We start from the raw sequence: 16,381 nt of genomic DNA on the forward strand, positions 1-16,381 counted from the left end.
CCCATGCCGAAACTGACCATCGACGGGATCGAGATCGAGGTCGAGCCGGGCACCTCGATCCTCCAGGCTTGCGAGCAGCTGGGGATCGAGATTCCGCGCTTCTGCTACCACGAGCGCCTCAGCGTGCCGGCCAACTGCCGCATGTGCCTGGTGGAGATGGAGCGCGCGCCCAAGCCGGTCGCGTCCTGCGCCATGCCCTGCGGCGACGGAATGGTCGTCCGCACCAACAGCGAAACCGTCCTGAAGGCCCGCAAGGGCGTCATGGAGTTCCTGCTGATCAACCACCCGCTGGATTGCCCGATCTGCGATCAGGGCGGCGAGTGCGATCTGCAGGACCAGGCCATGGCCTACGGCTTCGACCGCGGCCGCTACGGCGAGAACAAGCGGGCGGTCAAGGACAAGTATATGGGTCCGGTCATCAAGACCATCATGACCCGTTGCATCCATTGCACCCGCTGCATCCGCTTCATCAACGAAGTGGCCGGTGTTCCCGATGTCGGTGCCGTCTATCGCGGCGAGCACATGGAGATCACCACCTTCGTCGAGAAGGCCATCGGCTCGGAGCTGTCGGGCAACCTCGCCGATGTCTGCCCGGTGGGTGCCCTGACCCACAAGCCCTACGCCTTCACGGCACGCCCGTGGGAACTGCGCAAGACAGAGACCATCGACGTCCTCGACGCCGTCGGCTCGAACATCCGCGTCGACGCCCGCGGGCCCGAGGTGATGCGCGTCCTGCCGCGCGTCAACGACGACATCAACGAGGAGTGGCTGAACGACAAGAGCCGCTACTCCTATGACGGTCTGAAGCGCCAGCGGCTGGACCGCCCCTACATCCGCCAGAACGGCAAGCTGGTCCCGGCCAGCTGGGCCGAAGCCTTCACCGCCATCGCGGCGCGTCTGAAGGGCCTGTCCGGCAACCGCATCGCCGCCATTGCCGGCGATCTGGTCGATGTCGAGGCGCAGTTCGCGCTCAAGGAGCTGCTGTCGCGGCTCGGCTCGGCCAACCTGGATTGCCGCCAGGACGGTGCCCGGTTCGACACCTCGGTGCGTGCGGGCTACCTGTTCAACTCGGGCATCGCCGGCATCGAAAAGGCCGACGTCATCCTGCTGGTCGGCACCAACCCGCGCTGGGAAGGCACGCTGGTCAACGCCCGCATCCGCAAGCGCTACATGGCCGGCGGCGTTACCATCGCCTCCATCGGCGAGCAGCGCGACCTGACCTACCCCTACAGCGTGATCGGCACCGGTCCGGACGCGCTGCAGCAGCTGGTCGACGGCAGCCACCCGTTCTCCGAGACGCTGCGCGCCGCCAAGAACCCGATGATCATCGTCGGCATGGGCGCCTTCCAGCGCGCCGACGGTCTCGCGGTCCAGGCCGCCGCCCGTCTGGTCGGCGAGGCCTACGGCATGTTCCGCGACGATTGGAACGGCTTCAACGTGCTGCACACCGCCGCCGCGCGGGTCGGCGGCATCGAAGCCGGCTTCCTCCCGGGCGAGGGCGGCCGCGACGTTCACGGCATCCTCGACGGTGCGTCGAAGGGCGAGATCGACTTCGTCTACCTGCTGGGTGCCGACGAGATCGATATGGCGAAGCTCGGCAATGCCTTCGTGGTCTATCAGGGCCACCATGGCGATGCCGGCGCCCACCGCGCCGACGTCATCCTGCCGGGTGCCGCCTACACCGAGAAGAACGCGGTTTACGTCAACACCGAGGGCCGTCCGCAGCTCGCCCGCCTTGCGGTCTTCCCGCCGGGCGAAGCGCGCGAGGACTGGAAGATCGTCCGCGCGCTGTCGGAAGTCCTGGGCACCACGCTGCCCTTCGACACCCACGGCCAGCTGCGTCAGCGGCTGATGGCGGCGAACCCGATCTTCGGCGCGGTCGGCGAGACGACCCCGGCCAGCTGGGCGCCGTTCGGCGCGCAGGGTCCGGTGGACGCGGCCCCCTTCGTGACGCCGATCACCAACTTCTACATGACCGACCCGATCAGCCGGGCGTCGGTGACGATGGCCAACTGCACGGAAGCGCTGGTGGGCCCTGCTCAGGAGAGGACTGGCACCCATGGCTGAGTTCTGGAGCGGCTTTCTCCTGCCGCTGATCATTATGGTCCTGCAGATCCTGGCGATCACCGTGCCGCTGCTGGTCGCCGTCGCCTTCATGACCTATGCCGAGCGCAAGATCATGGGCGCGATGCAGATGCGCCAGGGCCCAAGCATCGTCGGCCCCTTCGGCCTGATGCAGCCCTTCGCCGACGGCCTGAAGCTGTTCGCCAAGGAACAGATCCTGCCGGAAGGCGCCAACCGCATCGTGTTCTACGTCGCGCCGATGCTGACCTTCTTCCTGGCGCTGATCGCCTGGGCGGTCATCCCGTTCGACTACGGGGTGGTGCTGTCCAACATCAACGTCGGCGTGCTGTACCTGTTCGCGATCTCCTCGCTGGGCGTCTACGGCATCGTGATGGCCGGCTGGGCGTCGAACTCGCGCTACGCCTTCCTCGGCGCGCTGCGCTCCGCGGCACAGATGGTGTCCTATGAGGTCTCGATGGGCCTCATCATCATCTCCGTGCTGCTGTGCGTCGGCTCGCTGAACCTGACCGACATCGTTCGGGCCCAGGAGAAGGTCTGGTTCTGCATCCCGCTGCTGCCGATGTTCGTGATGTTCTTCATCTCGGCGCTCGCTGAAACCAACCGCGCTCCCTTCGACCTGCCGGAAGGCGAGTCGGAGCTGGTGGCCGGCTTCATGGTGGAATACAGCTCCGCTCCCTTCGCGCTCTTCTTCCTTGGCGAATACGCCAACATGATCCTGATGAGCGCGATGACGAGCATCCTGTTCCTCGGCGGCTGGCTGCCCCCGCTGCCCTTCGCGCCCTTCACCTGGGTGCCGGGCATCGTGTGGTTCGCGCTGAAGATCGCGTTCTGCCTGTTCACCTACGTCTGGGTTCGCGCCACCGTGCCGCGCTATCGCTACGACCAGCTGATGCGCCTGGGTTGGAAGGTCTTCCTGCCCCTGTCGCTGTTCTGGGTCGTGCTGACCGCCGGCGTCCTGGTGACCTTCGGCTGGCTGCCGAAGTAAGCGGCATCGCCGCAAAGCCAGCCTGCACCGAACCCACCATTGACGTGTCGATTTGAGTGCCGGCGAGCCAACCCATCGAACGGGAGCGGCCGCCGGCGAGGAAGGAGACGAAGAGGCCATGGCGTTCCTCGACCGCGCGGCGCGCAGCCTGTTCCTGACCGAGCTGCTGGGCGGCATGGCGCTGACCTTGCGCTACATGTTCAAGCCCAAGGTCACGCTGAACTACCCCTATGAGAAGGGCCCCATCAGTTCGCGCTTCCGCGGCGAGCATGTGCTCCGCCGCTATGCGAGCGGCGAAGAGCGCTGCATCGCGTGCAAGCTGTGCGAAGCGGTGTGCCCGGCTCTCGCCATCACCATCGAGGCCGAACCGCGTGACGACGGCAGCCGCCGCACCACGCGCTACGACATCGACATGACCAAGTGCATCTACTGCGGCCTGTGCCAGGAAGCCTGCCCGGTCGACGCGGTGGTCATGGGGCCGAACTTCGAGTTCTCCACCGAATCCCGGGAAGAGCTCTTCTACAACAAGCAGAAGCTGCTGGCGAACGGCGACCGCTGGGAGGCGGAAATCGCCCAGAACCTCGCGGCCGAGGCTCCTTACCGGTAAGCGGAAGCGAGAAAAACGATGATACTCCAAGGCATCGCCTTCTACGTGTTCGCCGCGCTGCTGGTGGCCTCCGGTGTGATGGTCATCTCGGCGCGGAACCCCGTTCACTCCGTCCTTTTCCTGATCCTCGCCTTCTTCCAGGCGGCTGGTCTCTGCCTTCTGATGGGGGCGGAGTTCATCGCGATGATCCTGATCATCGTCTATGTCGGCGCCGTGGCCGTGCTGTTCCTGTTCGTGGTGATGATGCTCGACATCAATTTCCGCGAGCTGCGCAAGGGTGCTATGGAAGCGCTGCCGCTGGGCGCGCTGGTCGGGCTGATCCTGCTGGCCGAACTGGCTGCGGTGCTCGGCGGCTGGATCGTGGCTCCGAACGTCGCCGCCATCGCCGGCGCGCCGACCCCGGCCTTCGATCAGGTGTCGAACACCCAGGCGCTGGGACGGCTGATGTACACGCAGTACGTCTACCTGTTCCAGGCATCGGGCATCGTCCTGCTGATCGCCATGATCGGTGCGATCGTACTGACGCTGCGGCACCGTCCTGGCGTGCGCAAACAGAATGTCGGCGCCCAGATCGCCCGTCGCCGGGAAGACGTGGTCGCCATCCGCAAGGTTTCGACCGGGGAGGGCGTGTGATCATGGAGATCGGTCTCGGACATTACCTGACGGTCTCGGCCATCATCTTCACGCTGGGTGTGCTGGGCATCTTCCTGAACCGGAAGAACGTCATCATCATCCTGATGTCGATCGAGATGATGCTGCTGGCGGTGAACCTCAACCTCGTCGCCTTCTCGACCTTCCTGCACGATCTGGTTGGCCAGATCTTCGCCATGATCATCCTGACCGTCGCCGCCGCCGAGGCGGCCATCGGCCTCGCCATCCTGGTGGTCTACTTCCGCAACCGCGGCTCGATCCGAGTCGAAGACATCAACATGATGAAGGGCTGAGGCGGCGCCATGGAAGTGCTAGTCGTATTCCTTCCGCTCCTGGCGTTCCTCGTCGCCGGATCGATCGCGCTGTTCGGCGGGCCGAAGGCCGAGCCGGCTGCTGCGGGTCACGGAAGCCACGGTCATGGCCATGACGATCACGGGCACGCCCAGATCGCCCATGCCCATGACGATCATGCCCACCACATCTCGCACGACGAGCTGAACCACGCGCACGACGATGCCCACGACGACCACCATGTCGTCGCCGGCCCGCCGACCGTGGGCGACCGCGTCGCGCAGTTCGTGACCGCGGGCTCCGTCATCGTCTCGGCGATCCTGTCCTGGACCCTGTTCTTCGACGTCGCCGTGCACGGCCATCCGCGCACGATCGAGCTGATGACCTGGATCCAGAGCGGCACGCTCGACGTGAAGTGGGCGCTGCGCGTCGACCAGCTCACCGCGGTGATGCTGATCGTCGTCAACACCGTCTCGGCCTGCGTGCACGTCTATTCCATCGGCTACATGGCCGAGGACCCGCAGAAGCCGCGCTTCATGGGTTACCTGTCGCTGTTCACCTTCGCCATGCTGATGCTGGTGACGGCGGACAACCTGGTCCAGCTGTTCTTCGGCTGGGAGGGTGTCGGTCTGGCCTCCTACCTGCTGATCAACTTCTGGTACGAGAAGCCGTCTGCCAACGCCGCCGCCATGAAGGCCTTCCTGGTCAACCGCGTCGGCGACTTCGGCTTCGCGCTCGGCATCTTCGCGATCTTCGTGCTGACCGGCTCCGTCCAGTTCGACACGATCTTCGCCAAGGCCCCGACGCTGACCGGCCAGACGCTGCATTTCCTCAGCTGGGACTTCAACGGCCTGACCATCGCCTGCCTGCTACTGTTCATGGGCGCGATGGGCAAGTCGGCGCAGCTCGGCCTGCACACCTGGCTGCCGGACGCGATGGAAGGCCCGACCCCGGTGTCGGCGCTCATCCATGCCGCCACCATGGTCACCGCCGGCGTCTTCATGGTCTGCCGCCTGTCCCCGGTCTTCGAATACGCCCCGACGGCGCTCGAAGTGGTGACGGTGGTCGGTGGCCTGACCGCCTTCGTCGCGGCGACCATCGGCTTCACCCAGTTCGACATCAAGCGGGTCATCGCCTATTCGACGATGTCCCAGCTCGGCTACATGTTCTTCGCCGCTGGCGTTTCCGCCTACGGTGCGGCCATGTTCCACCTGTTCACGCACGCCTTCTTCAAGGCCCTGCTGTTCCTTGGCGCCGGCTCGGTCATCCATGCCCTGCACCATGAGCAGGACATGCGCAAGATGGGTGGCGTCTGGCGCAAGATCCCCTTCACCTACGCGGTGATGTGGATCGGCAACTTGGCACTTGCCGGTCTGCCCTTCTTCGCCGGCTATTATTCCAAGGACATGATCCTGGAGGCGGCCTTCGCCTCCGGCAGTGGCGTTGGGCGCTTTGCCTTCGCGCTCGGCATCGCCGCAGCTCTGCTGACTGCCTTCTACTCCTGGCGCCTGCTGTTCATGACCTTCCACGGCACGCCGCGGATGGACAAGGAAGTCTACGACCACGCCCATGAGTCGCCGGTCGTCATGCTGGTCCCGCTGGCGGTCCTGACGCTGGGCGCCCTGTTCGCCGGTGTCGGCTTCCACGAGTATTTCATCGGTCACGACCGTGCGGAGTTCTGGGGCAAGGCGATCATGACCTTGCACGGCCACGACGCCATCGAGGCTGCGCACCACCACACCCCGGGCTGGGTCGCGATCGCTCCGCTGGTCGTCGGCCTGATCGGCATCGCCATGGCCTACATCGGCTATGTGATGATGCCGCGCCTGCCGGGCCGGATCGCCAGCACCTTCAGCGGCATCCACAAGTTCCTCTACAACAAGTGGTATTTCGACGAGCTGTACGATGCGCTGTTCACCCGTCCGGCCAAGGCCCTGGGCTACGGCCTGTGGAAGTCGGGCGACGGGGCGGTGATCGACGGTGTGGGTCCGGACGGCATCGCCGCCGCCACCCGCGACATCGCGGCACGCACCAGCCGGCTGCAGTCGGGGTACGTCTATCACTACGCCTTTGCCATGGTGATCGGGGTCGTCCTGTTCGTCGCCTGGCTGTCGGTCTTCGGCTGAGCGGTTTCGAAGGAGAACAACAACAATGGCTAGCTGGCCGATCCTGTCGTTCGCGACCTTCCTGCCGCTCGTGGGCGTCGCGCTGATCCTGCTGTTCTGCCGGGGCAACACCCCGGACGTGCTGCGGAACGTGCGGTACATCTCGCTGTGGACGACCCTCGTCACCTTCGTCCTGACCCTGCTGGTCTGGGCCAACTTCGATCCGCGCAATCCCGGCTACCAGATGGTCGAGAAGGCGGGCTGGATCCCTGAGTTCGGCATCAACTACCACATGGGCGTCGACGGCATTTCGGTGCTGTTCGTCGTCCTGGCCGGCTTCCTGATGCCGCTGTGCATCCTGGCGAGCTGGGAGTCGGTGCAGGTCCGCCTGAAAGAATACATGATCGCCTTCCTTGCGCTGGAAACCCTGATGATCGGGATGTTCTGCGCTCTGGATTTCGTTCTGTTCTACATGTTCTTCGAAGGCGTCCTGATCCCGATGTTCCTGATCATCGGCATCTGGGGTGGCCCGCGTCGCGTCTATGCCGCCTTCAAGTTCTTCCTCTACACGCTGCTCGGCTCGGTGCTGATGCTGCTGGCGATCCTGGCCATGTATTACGTGGCCGGCACCACCGACATCCCGACCATCACCGCCACCCAGTTCCCGCGCAACATGCAGCTGTGGCTGTGGCTGGCCTTCTTCGCCTCCTTCGCGGTGAAGGTGCCGATGTGGCCGGTCCACACCTGGCTGCCGGACGCCCACGTCGAGGCGCCGACCGCCGGTTCGGTCATCCTGGCCGGCGTGCTGCTGAAGATGGGCGGGTACGGCTTCCTGCGCTTCAACATTCCGATCCTGCCGGAAGCGACCGAGTATTTCGCGCCGCTGATCTACACCCTGTCGGTCGTCGCCGTGATCTACACCTCGCTGGTCGCTCTCGCCCAGGAGGACATGAAGAAGTTGATCGCCTACTCGTCGGTCGCTCACATGGGCTTCGTCACCATCGGCATGTTCGCGCTGAACCAGCAGGGCATCGAAGGCTCGGTGTTCCAGATGCTGTCGCACGGCGTGGTGTCGGGTGCGCTGTTCCTGTGCGTCGGCGTCGTCTATGACCGGCTGCACACCCGCGAGATCGCCCGCTACGGCGGCCTCGTGAAGAACATGCCGAAATATGCGGTGGTCTTCCTGTTCATGACCATGGCCTCGGTCGGCCTGCCGGGCACTGCCGGCTTCGTCGGCGAGTTCCTGGTGCTGATGGGCGTCTTCCGCGACAACACCTGGGTTGCCGCCCTCGCCGCCACCGGCATGGTTCTCGGTGCCGCCTATGCGCTGTGGCTGTACCGCCGCGTCGTCTACGGCAAGCTGACCAAGCCGGACGTCAAGGCGATGTTCGACATGACGCCGCGTGAGATCGCAGTGTTCGTGCCGCTGATCGCCGTCGTCCTGTGGATGGGCATCTATCCCAGCAGCTTCCTGAACGTCACCTCGGCATCGGTCGAGCAGCTGATCCAGACCTACCAGACCAAGCTGGCCGCGTCGCACGCCGCGTCCGGTGTCTCGGTCGCCGCTCGGTAAGGGGTTCTTCGACATGACCGCAGTGTTTCCCGACATCTGGCCGGCCCTGCCGGAGATCTTCCTGGCTCTCTCGGGCGTTGCCCTGCTGATGCTGGGCGTGTTCCGCGGTGACGGCTTCACCCGTCCCGTCTCCTACCTGTCGATCGTCTGCATGCTGCTCGCCGCCATCCTGGCGATGGGCTATGGCAGCGGCCGCGTCGTCACCTTCAACGGCATGTTCGTGATGGATGCCTTCGGCGTCTTCATGAAGGTGCTGGTGCTGGTCTCCGCGGCCTTCGCGGTGATCCTCGGGCTGGGCTTCAACGAGCGGGAGCAGATGGCCCGCTTCGAGTTCCCGGTGCTGATGATCTTCGCCACGCTCGGCATGCTGATGATGATCTCGGCCAACGACTTCATCTCGCTGTATGTCGGGCTGGAGACGCAGAGCCTGGCGCTCTACGTCATCGCCGCCTTCCGCCGCGACAGCGCCAAGTCGTCGGAGGCCGGCCTGAAGTACTTCGTCCTCGGCTCGCTCTCCTCGGGCATGCTGCTGTACGGCGCTTCGCTGGTCTACGGCTTCGCCGGCACGACCTCCTTCGACAAGGTGGCCGCCCTGTTCGCCGGCGGCGCCCATGTTTCGCCGGGCCTGGTGATCGGTCTGGTGTTCGTGATGGCCGGTCTGGCCTTCAAGGTCTCGGCCGCTCCGTTCCACATGTGGACGCCGGACGTGTATGAGGGTGCGCCGACCCCGGTGACCGCCTTCTTCGCGGCGGCGCCGAAGGTTGCGGCCATCGCCCTGCTGACCCGCGTGGTGATGGAGCCGTTCGGCCATCTCGCCGCCCAATGGCATCAGGTTCTGGTGGCGACCGCCATCCTGTCGATGGTGATCGGCTCCTTCGTCGCCATCATGCAGACCAACATCAAGCGCCTGATGGCCTACAGCTCCATCGGCCATGTCGGCTACGCGCTGGTCGGCCTGACCACCGGCACGCAGGACGGCGTGCGCGGCGTGCTGATCTATATGGCGCTCTACATCGCCATGAACATCGGTGCCTTCGCCGTCATCCTCAGCATGAAGGCCAAGGGCCAGATGCTGGAGGAGATCAAGGACTTCTCCGGCCTGTCCAAGACCAACCCGATGCTGGCCGCCACCATGGCGATCTTCATGTTCTCCATGGCCGGCATCCCGCCGATGGCCGGTTTCTTCGGTAAGCTCTACGTCTTCCTGGCGGCCGTGGCCGCCCAGGAATACACGCTGGCCGTGGTCGGTGTGCTGACCAGCGTCGTCGGTGCCTTCTACTATCTGCGCATCATCAAGATCATGTATTTCGATGAGCCCGCGGTGGTGGTCGACAAGGTCGATGACGACGGCATGACCGGCGTCCTGGTGCTGACCAGCCTGTTCACCCTGCTGTTCTTCGTCGCTCCGGCGCCGATCCTGAACGGTGCGGCGGCTGCCGCGGCGGCCCTGTTCGCCGGGTAATATCCGACCGATGACGGTATCGCTCGAAGCGGAGGCGGCGCGTCTGCGCCTGCCTCCGGGCTTCCAGATCAAGGCCTTCGACTCCGTCGGCAGCACGAACGACGAGGCGAAGGCCTTGTCGCGTTCCGGGGCACCGGAAGGCACAATCGTCTGGGCCCGCCGGCAGGAGAGCGGTCGAGGCCGCCGGGGCCGGGCCTGGACCTCCCCGGAAGGCAACCTCTACAGCACGACCATCCTGCGTCCCGGCCTGCCTCCCGCGGAAGCCGCCCAGGTTTCCTTCGTCGCCGCGCTCGCCATTGCCGAAACCGCCGAAGCGGTGCTGCCCGATCCCGGCGGCGTCCGCTGCAAATGGCCGAACGACGTGCTGGTGCATGACCGCAAGCTGTCCGGCATCCTTCTCGAGTCGGAGCCGGCGCCGGACGGCAAGGTCGCCTGGGTGGTGCTGGGTGTTGGCATCAACCTGCGGCATTTTCCCCCCACAGCCGATTACGGTGCGACCTCCCTGATAGCCGAAGGCGCCCCGCCGATGGGCCCCGGCGCGCTGCTGGAGGTCTATGCGGAGCATCTGGCGGCTTGGTACGGCCGCTGGCGTGTCCATGGTTTCGGTCCCGTGCGCGATGCATGGATGTCGCGGGGCAAGGGGTTGGGCGGGCCGATCCTGGTCAGGCTGGCCGATCGGACGATCCCCGGCACCTTCGCCGATCTGGACAGCGACGGCGTTCTGTTGCTTGATCCAACGGACGGCGGACCGCGCCAGCGGATCGCTGCCGGCGACGTGTTCTTTGCGCCGCCACACACCGACCCTTGATCGTTCATCACCGATTTCAAACGCTCACCGCCTTCAGGACTTTGCCATGCTGCTCGCGATTGACGCCGGAAACACGAATGTGGTGTTCGCCATCTATGACGGCGACCGCCAGCGCGGCATCTGGCGCACGGCGACGGATCCCAAGCGCACTTCCGACGAATACATGGTGTGGCTGACCCACCTGATGGCGCTGAAGGGGCTGAAGCCGGTCGACATCCATGGCGCGATCATCGCCAGCGTGGTGCCCGGCGCCACCTTTAATCTGAAGCGGCTGTGCAAGGACCATTTCGGCTGCGAGCCGGTGATCGTCGGCCAACCCGGCGTCGATCTGGGGGCCAAGGCCTTGGTCGACCGGCCGGAGGAGGTCGGTGCCGACCGGCTCGTGAACACGGTGGCGGCTGCCGCGACCTACAAGACGCCGCTGATCGTCATCGATTTCGGCACGGCGACCACCTTCGACGTGGTGGATGCGGAGGGCAATTACCGCGGCGGCGTGATCGCGCCGGGGCTGAACCTGTCGCTGGAGGCGCTGCAGATGGCGGCCTCCAAGCTGCCGCGCGTCGAAATCCAGCCGCCGGCCCAGGTGATCGGCAGGAACACCATCGCCTGCATGCAGTCCGGCATCTTCTGGGGCTATGTCGGCCTGATCGAAGGGCTGGTCTCCCGCATCCGGGCGGAGTACGGCGAGCCGATGCGGGTGGTCGCCACCGGCGGATTGGCTGTTCTTTTCGCCAAGGCCACCCATGTCATCGAACACACCGACAACGAGCTGACGCTCCGCGGTCTCCTCCTGATCCACAAGCGCAACACGGTCCAATGACACAATCCTCCAAGACCGCCGCCGGAACGTCCGAAGCCCCGGCGGACACCTTCGTTCCGGAGGATGGCGCATTGTATTTCCTCCCGCTCGGCGGTTCCGGCGAGATCGGGATGAACCTCAACCTCTACTGCCATCAGGGTAAATGGCTGATGGTGGATCTCGGCATCTCCTTCGCCGACGACACCATGCCCGGGCTCGACGTCATCATGCCCGATCCGGCCTTCATCGCGGCGCGGCGCAACGATCTGGTTGGGCTCGTGCTGACCCACGCGCATGAGGATCATCTGGGCGCCGTCCAGTATCTGTGGCCGGAGTTGCGCTGCCCCGTCTATTGCACGCCCTTCACCGCGGCCTTCCTGCGCGCCAAGCTGCATGAGAAGGGCCTGAGCAGCACGGTGCCGATCCACGAGATCCCGCTGGGCGGTACGGTGGGGGTCGGTCCCTTCTCCGTCGAATTTGTCACCATGACGCATTCGATCCCGGAGCCGAACGCGCTCGCCATCCGCACGTCCGCCGGGACCATCCTGCACACCGGCGACTGGAAGCTCGATCCCGATCCGCTGGTCGGCGAGACGGCGGATGAGGAACGGCTGCGCGCCATCGGCGACGAGGGGGTGCTGGCGCTGGTCGGCGACAGCACCAACGCGCTGGTGCCCGGCGCGTCCGGTTCGGAGGCGACCGTCCGTGCCGCGCTGATGGAGCTGTTCGGCCGCTACCGCGACCGCCGCATCGCCGTCAGCTGCTTCGCCACCAACGTGGCGCGGCTGGAGAGCATCGCCGCCGCCGCCGCCGCGCATGACCGCCATGTTGCGCTGGTCGGCCGGTCGCTGTGGCGCATCAACGAAGCGGCGCGGGCCACCGGCTATCTGGCGGACGTCCCGAAATTCCTGTCGGAGCATGACGCCAGCTATCTGCCGCGGGAAAAGCTGGTGCTGATCTGCACCGGCAGCCAGGGCGAGCCGCGCTCCGCCCTTGCCCGCATCGCCGCCAACGACCATCCGCAGGTGACGCTGTCGCGCGGCGACGTGGTGATCTTCTCCTCGCGCGAGATTCCGGGCAACGAGCGCGCCATCGGCCGCATGCAGAACCAGCTCGTCACCCAGGGCGTGGAGCTGGTGACGGCGGACGAGGCGCCGGTCCATGTGTCCGGCCACCCGGCGCGGGACGAGCTGGTGCGCATGTACCAGTGGGTGCGCCCGAGCATCGCCGTGCCGGTCCATGGCGAGCAGCGCCACCAGCAGGCGCACGCCGCCTTGGCGGAGGATTGCCAGGTCGCCCACAACATCGTGCCTGCCAATGGCGAGATCCTCCGCCTGGACGGGCCGGAGGGCGCTCGTGTGGTGGCCCATGTCCGGGCCGGTCGCATGGCGGTCGACGGCAAGCGTCTGGTGCCGCTCGACACCGGCATGATGCGGGCGCGCAACCGGATGGTGAACAACGGTGCCGCCGTGGTGACGCTGGTGATGAGCGCGACGGGCGAACTGATGACCGCGCCGCAGGTGGCGGTGATGGGGCTGATCGACGAGGCGACCGACCGCGACCTGCTGCTGGACGTGGTCGATGCGGTGCGCGAGTCGGTGGCGCTGCTGCCCAAATCGGCGCGGGCCGACGACGCCCAGGTGAAGGAGGCGGCACGGATTGCCGTGCGCCGCTGCTTCAATGCGTCCCACGGCAAGAAGCCGGTGACGGAGGTCCACCTGGTCCGCGTCTGAGTGAAACACGGTATAACAGGCTTATCAGAGCCCGCTAACGGGCCAGGGACAGCCATCGAGAGGACACGCATGATCGGGAAGCTCAACCACGTCGCCATCGTCGTTCCGGACCTGCCGGCGGCGACCGCGCTCTACCGCGATACGCTGGGCGCCGCGGTGTCTCAGCCGGTGGACCTGCCACCGCACGGCGTCACCGTCGTCTTCGTCACTCTGCCCAACACCAAGATCGAGCTGCTGCATCCCTTCGGGGAGAAATCGCCGATTGCCGGATTCCTGGAAAAGAATCCGTCCGGCGGCATCCACCACATCTGCTACGAGGTGGAGGACATCCTGGCCGCCCGCGACCGGATGAAGGAGCAGGGAGCCCGCGTGCTGGGTGACGGCGAGCCGAAGATCGGCGCCCATGACAAGCCGGTGCTGTTCCTGCATCCGAAGGATTTCTGCGGGACGCTGGTGGAGTTGGAACAGGCCTGATCCTGGCCGGCCAGGGGCCAGCTGCGGGCTTGATCGACTGAAATGCGGAGAGGGCGATGGACAACTGGGTGACTGCGGCCTTCGTCTACATCGTCGTGTGGTGGGTGGTGCTGTTCGCGGTGCTGCCCTGGGGCGTCAGGACCCCGGAGACGCCGGAACCCGGCATGGCCTCCTCCGCACCGGTCGAGCCGCGCATACTGCGCAAATTCATCATCACGTCGCTGGTCGCTCTGCTGGTGTGGCTGGTGATCTTCGGCGTCGAGCGATCCGGCATCGTTTCCTTCCGCGACATGGCGCGGGACATGTTCTGACGACACAGAGGAGCAGGGCGGGTGAGCCTGACCTATTGCGCGGCCGCACCCGGCCATCCCCACCACGGTCCCTACCACGACGGCGAATACGGCTTTCCCAGCAGCGATGACCGGGTGCTGTTCGAGCGTCTGGTGCTGGAGATCAACCAGGCCGGCCTGTCCTGGCTGACCATCCTGAAGAAGCGGGACGCTTTCCGTGCCGCCTTCGACGGGTTCGACATCGACCGGGTCGCCGCCTATGGCGAGGCGGAGCGGGTGCGGCTGCTGGCCGATGCCGGGATCATCCGCAACCGCCTGAAGGTGGATGCGGTGATCGACAATGCCCGGCGCATCGTCGCACTGCGGGAAACCCACGGATCCTTCGACGGCTGGCTGCGTGCCCATCATCCGCTGTCCAAGGCGGAATGGGTGAAGTTGTTCGGCCGCACTTTCCGCTTCACCGGCGGCGAGATCGTCGGGGAGTTCCTGATGAGCCTGGGGTACCTGCCGGGTGCCCATCAGGCCGACTGTCCGGTGCAAACTGTGGTGCTCGGGCTAAATCCACCATGGAAAGCCGCAGTGGACGCCGGTTACAGTGGTTATCAGCCCAAGGAATAAGCAAATGTACGCACAGAACCTCGGCAAACGCTGAAAGGCTGGGCAAAAATGCAAGTATTTTGTGCAGGAGGGGGTTCTGCCTCTGTTTTAGGCTTGCCATGATCGCGGCTCGGGTCCACTCTTTTATGGTGACGAGGGGGATATTCCCCCCTTTCCGACGCCTGGTGGCGATTCCTCCCTAAACTCGATAGGCCGCGCCGCATTCGCCGCGCGGCCTTTTCTTTTCCATTCGATGCGGGTTGGAACCGGGCGGTGCGGCGGGGACAGAAAATTTCCGCCGATGGTCCAGAAAACGTTAACGGTTTACTTGGTAGCGTTGCTCGGCTTAGTTCCTGTGGCGGGGGTTCCCCAGTGCGGGCGCTCAGCCGGGTTTTCAGATCGCCACCGGGGGGCTGTGCCGTCCGGGGGCTTTCCGCTTTGCTCGCTTATCCAGCTGGACCTTTGCCCGCTCCGGCGGGCGGCAGGAAAGGGACGACAGTCGAGGCGCCGATGGCCGCGAATGAAAACGAACGGTTCAATCAGTTCGCGGCGGTTGTGGCAGCCGAACTGTTGGAGCGCACCAAGAAAAGCATGGAGCTGCTGGCGCCTGAGCAACAGCCATGCTCGGTCTTGCCCTTCATCCAGACTCCGTCCTTTGTCGAATTCTATCAGGAACTGGTGCGCGTCGGGATTCTGCCGGTCGTGCTCAGCCGCCGTCCGGTGCGCGCCATCGTCGGCGACGTCGACTGGGCGCGGGAAGGGCGGGAGTATCTGCTGACCGTTCTCGACGACCGCTCCAACGCCATCTTCACGGCCTGGGAATTTGCCTGGGACTCGCTGTGGGACGAGCGCAAGATCGGGCAGGATGGCGGCAACAGCAGCCAGTCAAAGCCGAAGAAGGGCTTTTTCAGCGCCCTGTTCGGCCGAAGGCGGGAGGAAAAGACGGGCAGCGACGGCGGCGGCGGCGGTGCGGAGGGCGGCGTGATGGCCGGTCTTCACACGATGCTGACCGAACTGGCGGAAAAGCGCGGCTTCCTGCCCCTGTTCCATGACGATGTCCGCATCCTGAAGGCGCTGCCGCGCCTGAAGCCGGGCCGTGTGGCGCAGGCGTGGAAGGAAATCTCGCAATACCACCACCAGGAGTTTTATCTGCCCGAGCCCGAACAGGCGAAGCCGGGTGTGACCTCCGACTGTTTGCAGAAATGGCATTACAATCTGCCGGACAAGATCGGCGAGTTCCTGGTGCTGAAGGCGGCGATCGATCTGGAACATGTGAACAAGCCGTTCATCGGCAAATACATCCGCCAGTCGGCACGAACCCAGGAGGAGGCGGAAAAAGGAATGCCCTACCTGTCGATCTACTGGAAGGCCATGCGCAATCCGGCCCCGGTGGCCGAACGGCACACGCTGTGATCCCGCGCGGAGCCCTTATATGCCGGCCGTTGCGCGCCGGGCTGGCGGCCCTGCTGCTGTCCCTGGCCCCGGTTCCAGCCCCGGCGCAGTCGCCGCAACCGCTTCCCGGTCCGATTCCGCTGACGCCCGATGCGGCCCGCAACAGGCCGGCTGGCGACCGGCCGGTGATCGACCTGTCGCTGTGCCAGCGTCTGACCCGCCATGTGCCGGCCGCTGACGTCGAATATCGGCCGGGCGTCGATGTCAATGGCCGGGCGGTGGCGCCGGCCGATCTGCCGGGGAGTGCCGGTGCGCAACCGCAGATTCCCATCGATCTGCCGCTGTCGGTCGATCTTGCCCGGCGGATGGGGATCGCCCTGCCGTCGGTGCCCCATCTGCCCAACGACATCACCGCGGTCTGGCTCAGCGTCGTCGGCGACCGGCTCTATCTGAACGGCCAGCCGATCGATCCGGGTGCCGAGGAACGCCTCTACGCCTATTGCCGCACCCGGTAGGGAGAGAGGCAGGC

General features: G+C 65.5%; 16 protein-coding genes. All 16 read left to right on the forward strand.

What is annotated here, in order from left to right:
- Positions 1–3: 3 nt before the first annotated feature.
- The 16 genes from nuoG to TSH64_RS09360 all read left to right on the forward strand — a co-directional run bounded on the left by nuoG (position 4) and on the right by TSH64_RS09360 (position 16,367).
- Positions 4–2,067, forward strand: a complete 2,064-nt coding sequence (gene nuoG / locus TSH64_RS09285) for an NADH-quinone oxidoreductase subunit NuoG (RefSeq protein ID WP_109096495.1) — start codon at positions 4–6, stop codon at positions 2,065–2,067.
- Entirely contained in the window at positions 2,060–3,070 is a 1,011-nt protein-coding gene (nuoH, locus tag TSH64_RS09290) for an NADH-quinone oxidoreductase subunit NuoH (RefSeq protein WP_109096496.1), read from the forward strand. The genes nuoG and nuoH overlap by 8 nt, the downstream gene beginning before the upstream one ends.
- A 118-nt stretch (positions 3,071–3,188) precedes the next feature.
- Complete coding sequence (gene nuoI, locus TSH64_RS09295; protein WP_042693501.1) at positions 3,189–3,677, forward strand: NADH-quinone oxidoreductase subunit NuoI; 489 nt, start codon at positions 3,189–3,191, stop codon at positions 3,675–3,677.
- Between the two features lie 18 nt (positions 3,678–3,695).
- Positions 3,696–4,310 (forward strand): NADH-quinone oxidoreductase subunit J, encoded by a 615-nt coding sequence (locus TSH64_RS09300; RefSeq protein WP_109052070.1) that lies wholly within the window; start codon positions 3,696–3,698, stop codon positions 4,308–4,310.
- 2 nt (positions 4,311–4,312) lie between these two features.
- Positions 4,313–4,621 carry an NADH-quinone oxidoreductase subunit NuoK gene (gene nuoK / locus TSH64_RS09305; protein ID WP_014248409.1) on the forward strand — a complete coding sequence of 103 codons (309 nt, stop codon included), beginning with the start codon at positions 4,313–4,315 and terminating at the stop codon, positions 4,619–4,621.
- 9 nt (positions 4,622–4,630) lie between these two features.
- A complete protein-coding gene (gene nuoL, locus TSH64_RS09310; protein ID WP_109096497.1) occupies positions 4,631–6,745 on the forward strand; it encodes an NADH-quinone oxidoreductase subunit L in 2,115 nt (704 codons plus the stop codon).
- 25 nt (positions 6,746–6,770) lie between these two features.
- The gene (locus TSH64_RS09315; protein WP_109096498.1) at positions 6,771–8,297 is read left to right on the forward strand and encodes an NADH-quinone oxidoreductase subunit M; all 1,527 of its coding nucleotides are present in this window, start codon (positions 6,771–6,773) and stop codon (positions 8,295–8,297) included.
- 13 nt (positions 8,298–8,310) lie between these two features.
- Positions 8,311–9,759, forward strand: coding sequence for an NADH-quinone oxidoreductase subunit NuoN (nuoN, locus tag TSH64_RS09320; protein WP_109096499.1), 1,449 nt, complete (start codon positions 8,311–8,313; stop codon positions 9,757–9,759).
- A 10-nt stretch (positions 9,760–9,769) separates the two neighbouring features.
- Entirely contained in the window at positions 9,770–10,567 is a 798-nt protein-coding gene (locus TSH64_RS09325) for a biotin--[acetyl-CoA-carboxylase] ligase (RefSeq protein WP_109096500.1), read from the forward strand.
- Between the two features lie 46 nt (positions 10,568–10,613).
- Positions 10,614–11,387, forward strand: coding sequence for a type III pantothenate kinase (locus TSH64_RS09330; protein ID WP_109096501.1), 774 nt, complete (start codon positions 10,614–10,616; stop codon positions 11,385–11,387).
- Complete coding sequence (locus TSH64_RS09335) at positions 11,384–13,099, forward strand: ribonuclease J (RefSeq protein ID WP_109096502.1); 1,716 nt, start codon at positions 11,384–11,386, stop codon at positions 13,097–13,099. The genes TSH64_RS09330 and TSH64_RS09335 overlap by 4 nt, the downstream gene beginning before the upstream one ends.
- Positions 13,100–13,168: 69 nt before the next feature.
- Positions 13,169–13,573: a methylmalonyl-CoA epimerase gene (gene mce, locus TSH64_RS09340; RefSeq protein ID WP_098739376.1), complete on the forward strand. Its 405-nt coding sequence runs from the start codon at positions 13,169–13,171 to the stop codon at positions 13,571–13,573.
- Between the two features lie 56 nt (positions 13,574–13,629).
- Entirely contained in the window at positions 13,630–13,884 is a 255-nt protein-coding gene (locus tag TSH64_RS09345) for a DUF1467 family protein (protein ID WP_109096503.1), read from the forward strand.
- 21 nt (positions 13,885–13,905) lie between these two features.
- Positions 13,906–14,481, forward strand: coding sequence for a DNA-3-methyladenine glycosylase I (locus TSH64_RS09350; protein ID WP_109096504.1), 576 nt, complete (start codon positions 13,906–13,908; stop codon positions 14,479–14,481).
- A 489-nt stretch (positions 14,482–14,970) separates the two neighbouring features.
- A complete protein-coding gene (locus tag TSH64_RS09355) occupies positions 14,971–15,873 on the forward strand; it encodes a hypothetical protein (RefSeq protein WP_109096505.1) in 903 nt (300 codons plus the stop codon).
- Between the two features lie 29 nt (positions 15,874–15,902).
- Positions 15,903–16,367, forward strand: coding sequence for a hypothetical protein (locus TSH64_RS09360; protein ID WP_247872829.1), 465 nt, complete (start codon positions 15,903–15,905; stop codon positions 16,365–16,367).
- Positions 16,368–16,381: the final 14 nt, after the last annotated feature.

The organism is Azospirillum sp. TSH64, assembly GCF_003116035.1.
Classification (GTDB): domain Bacteria; phylum Pseudomonadota; class Alphaproteobacteria; order Azospirillales; family Azospirillaceae; genus Azospirillum.

Excerpts from the sequence above, each read along its gene's own strand:
- TSH64_RS09300 (WP_109052070.1), top strand. The coding sequence starts at position 3,696 with ATGATACTCCAAGGCATCGCCTTCTACGTGTTCGCCGCGCTGCTGGTG.
- TSH64_RS09345 (WP_109096503.1), top strand. The coding sequence starts at position 13,630 with ATGGACAACTGGGTGACTGCGGCCTTCGTCTACATCGTCGTGTGGTGG.
- TSH64_RS09325 (WP_109096500.1), top strand. The coding sequence starts at position 9,770 with ATGACGGTATCGCTCGAAGCGGAGGCGGCGCGTCTGCGCCTGCCTCCG.
- nuoH (WP_109096496.1), top strand. The coding sequence starts at position 2,060 with ATGGCTGAGTTCTGGAGCGGCTTTCTCCTGCCGCTGATCATTATGGTC.
- nuoN (WP_109096499.1), top strand. The coding sequence starts at position 8,311 with ATGACCGCAGTGTTTCCCGACATCTGGCCGGCCCTGCCGGAGATCTTC.
- nuoI (WP_042693501.1), top strand. The coding sequence starts at position 3,189 with ATGGCGTTCCTCGACCGCGCGGCGCGCAGCCTGTTCCTGACCGAGCTG.
- nuoG (WP_109096495.1), top strand. The coding sequence starts at position 4 with ATGCCGAAACTGACCATCGACGGGATCGAGATCGAGGTCGAGCCGGGC.
- nuoL (WP_109096497.1), top strand. The coding sequence starts at position 4,631 with ATGGAAGTGCTAGTCGTATTCCTTCCGCTCCTGGCGTTCCTCGTCGCC.
- TSH64_RS09335 (WP_109096502.1), top strand. The coding sequence starts at position 11,384 with ATGACACAATCCTCCAAGACCGCCGCCGGAACGTCCGAAGCCCCGGCG.
- TSH64_RS09315 (WP_109096498.1), top strand. The coding sequence starts at position 6,771 with ATGGCTAGCTGGCCGATCCTGTCGTTCGCGACCTTCCTGCCGCTCGTG.
- mce (WP_098739376.1), top strand. The coding sequence starts at position 13,169 with ATGATCGGGAAGCTCAACCACGTCGCCATCGTCGTTCCGGACCTGCCG.
- nuoK (WP_014248409.1), top strand. The coding sequence starts at position 4,313 with ATGGAGATCGGTCTCGGACATTACCTGACGGTCTCGGCCATCATCTTC.
- TSH64_RS09330 (WP_109096501.1), top strand. The coding sequence starts at position 10,614 with ATGCTGCTCGCGATTGACGCCGGAAACACGAATGTGGTGTTCGCCATC.
- TSH64_RS09355 (WP_109096505.1), top strand. The coding sequence starts at position 14,971 with ATGGCCGCGAATGAAAACGAACGGTTCAATCAGTTCGCGGCGGTTGTG.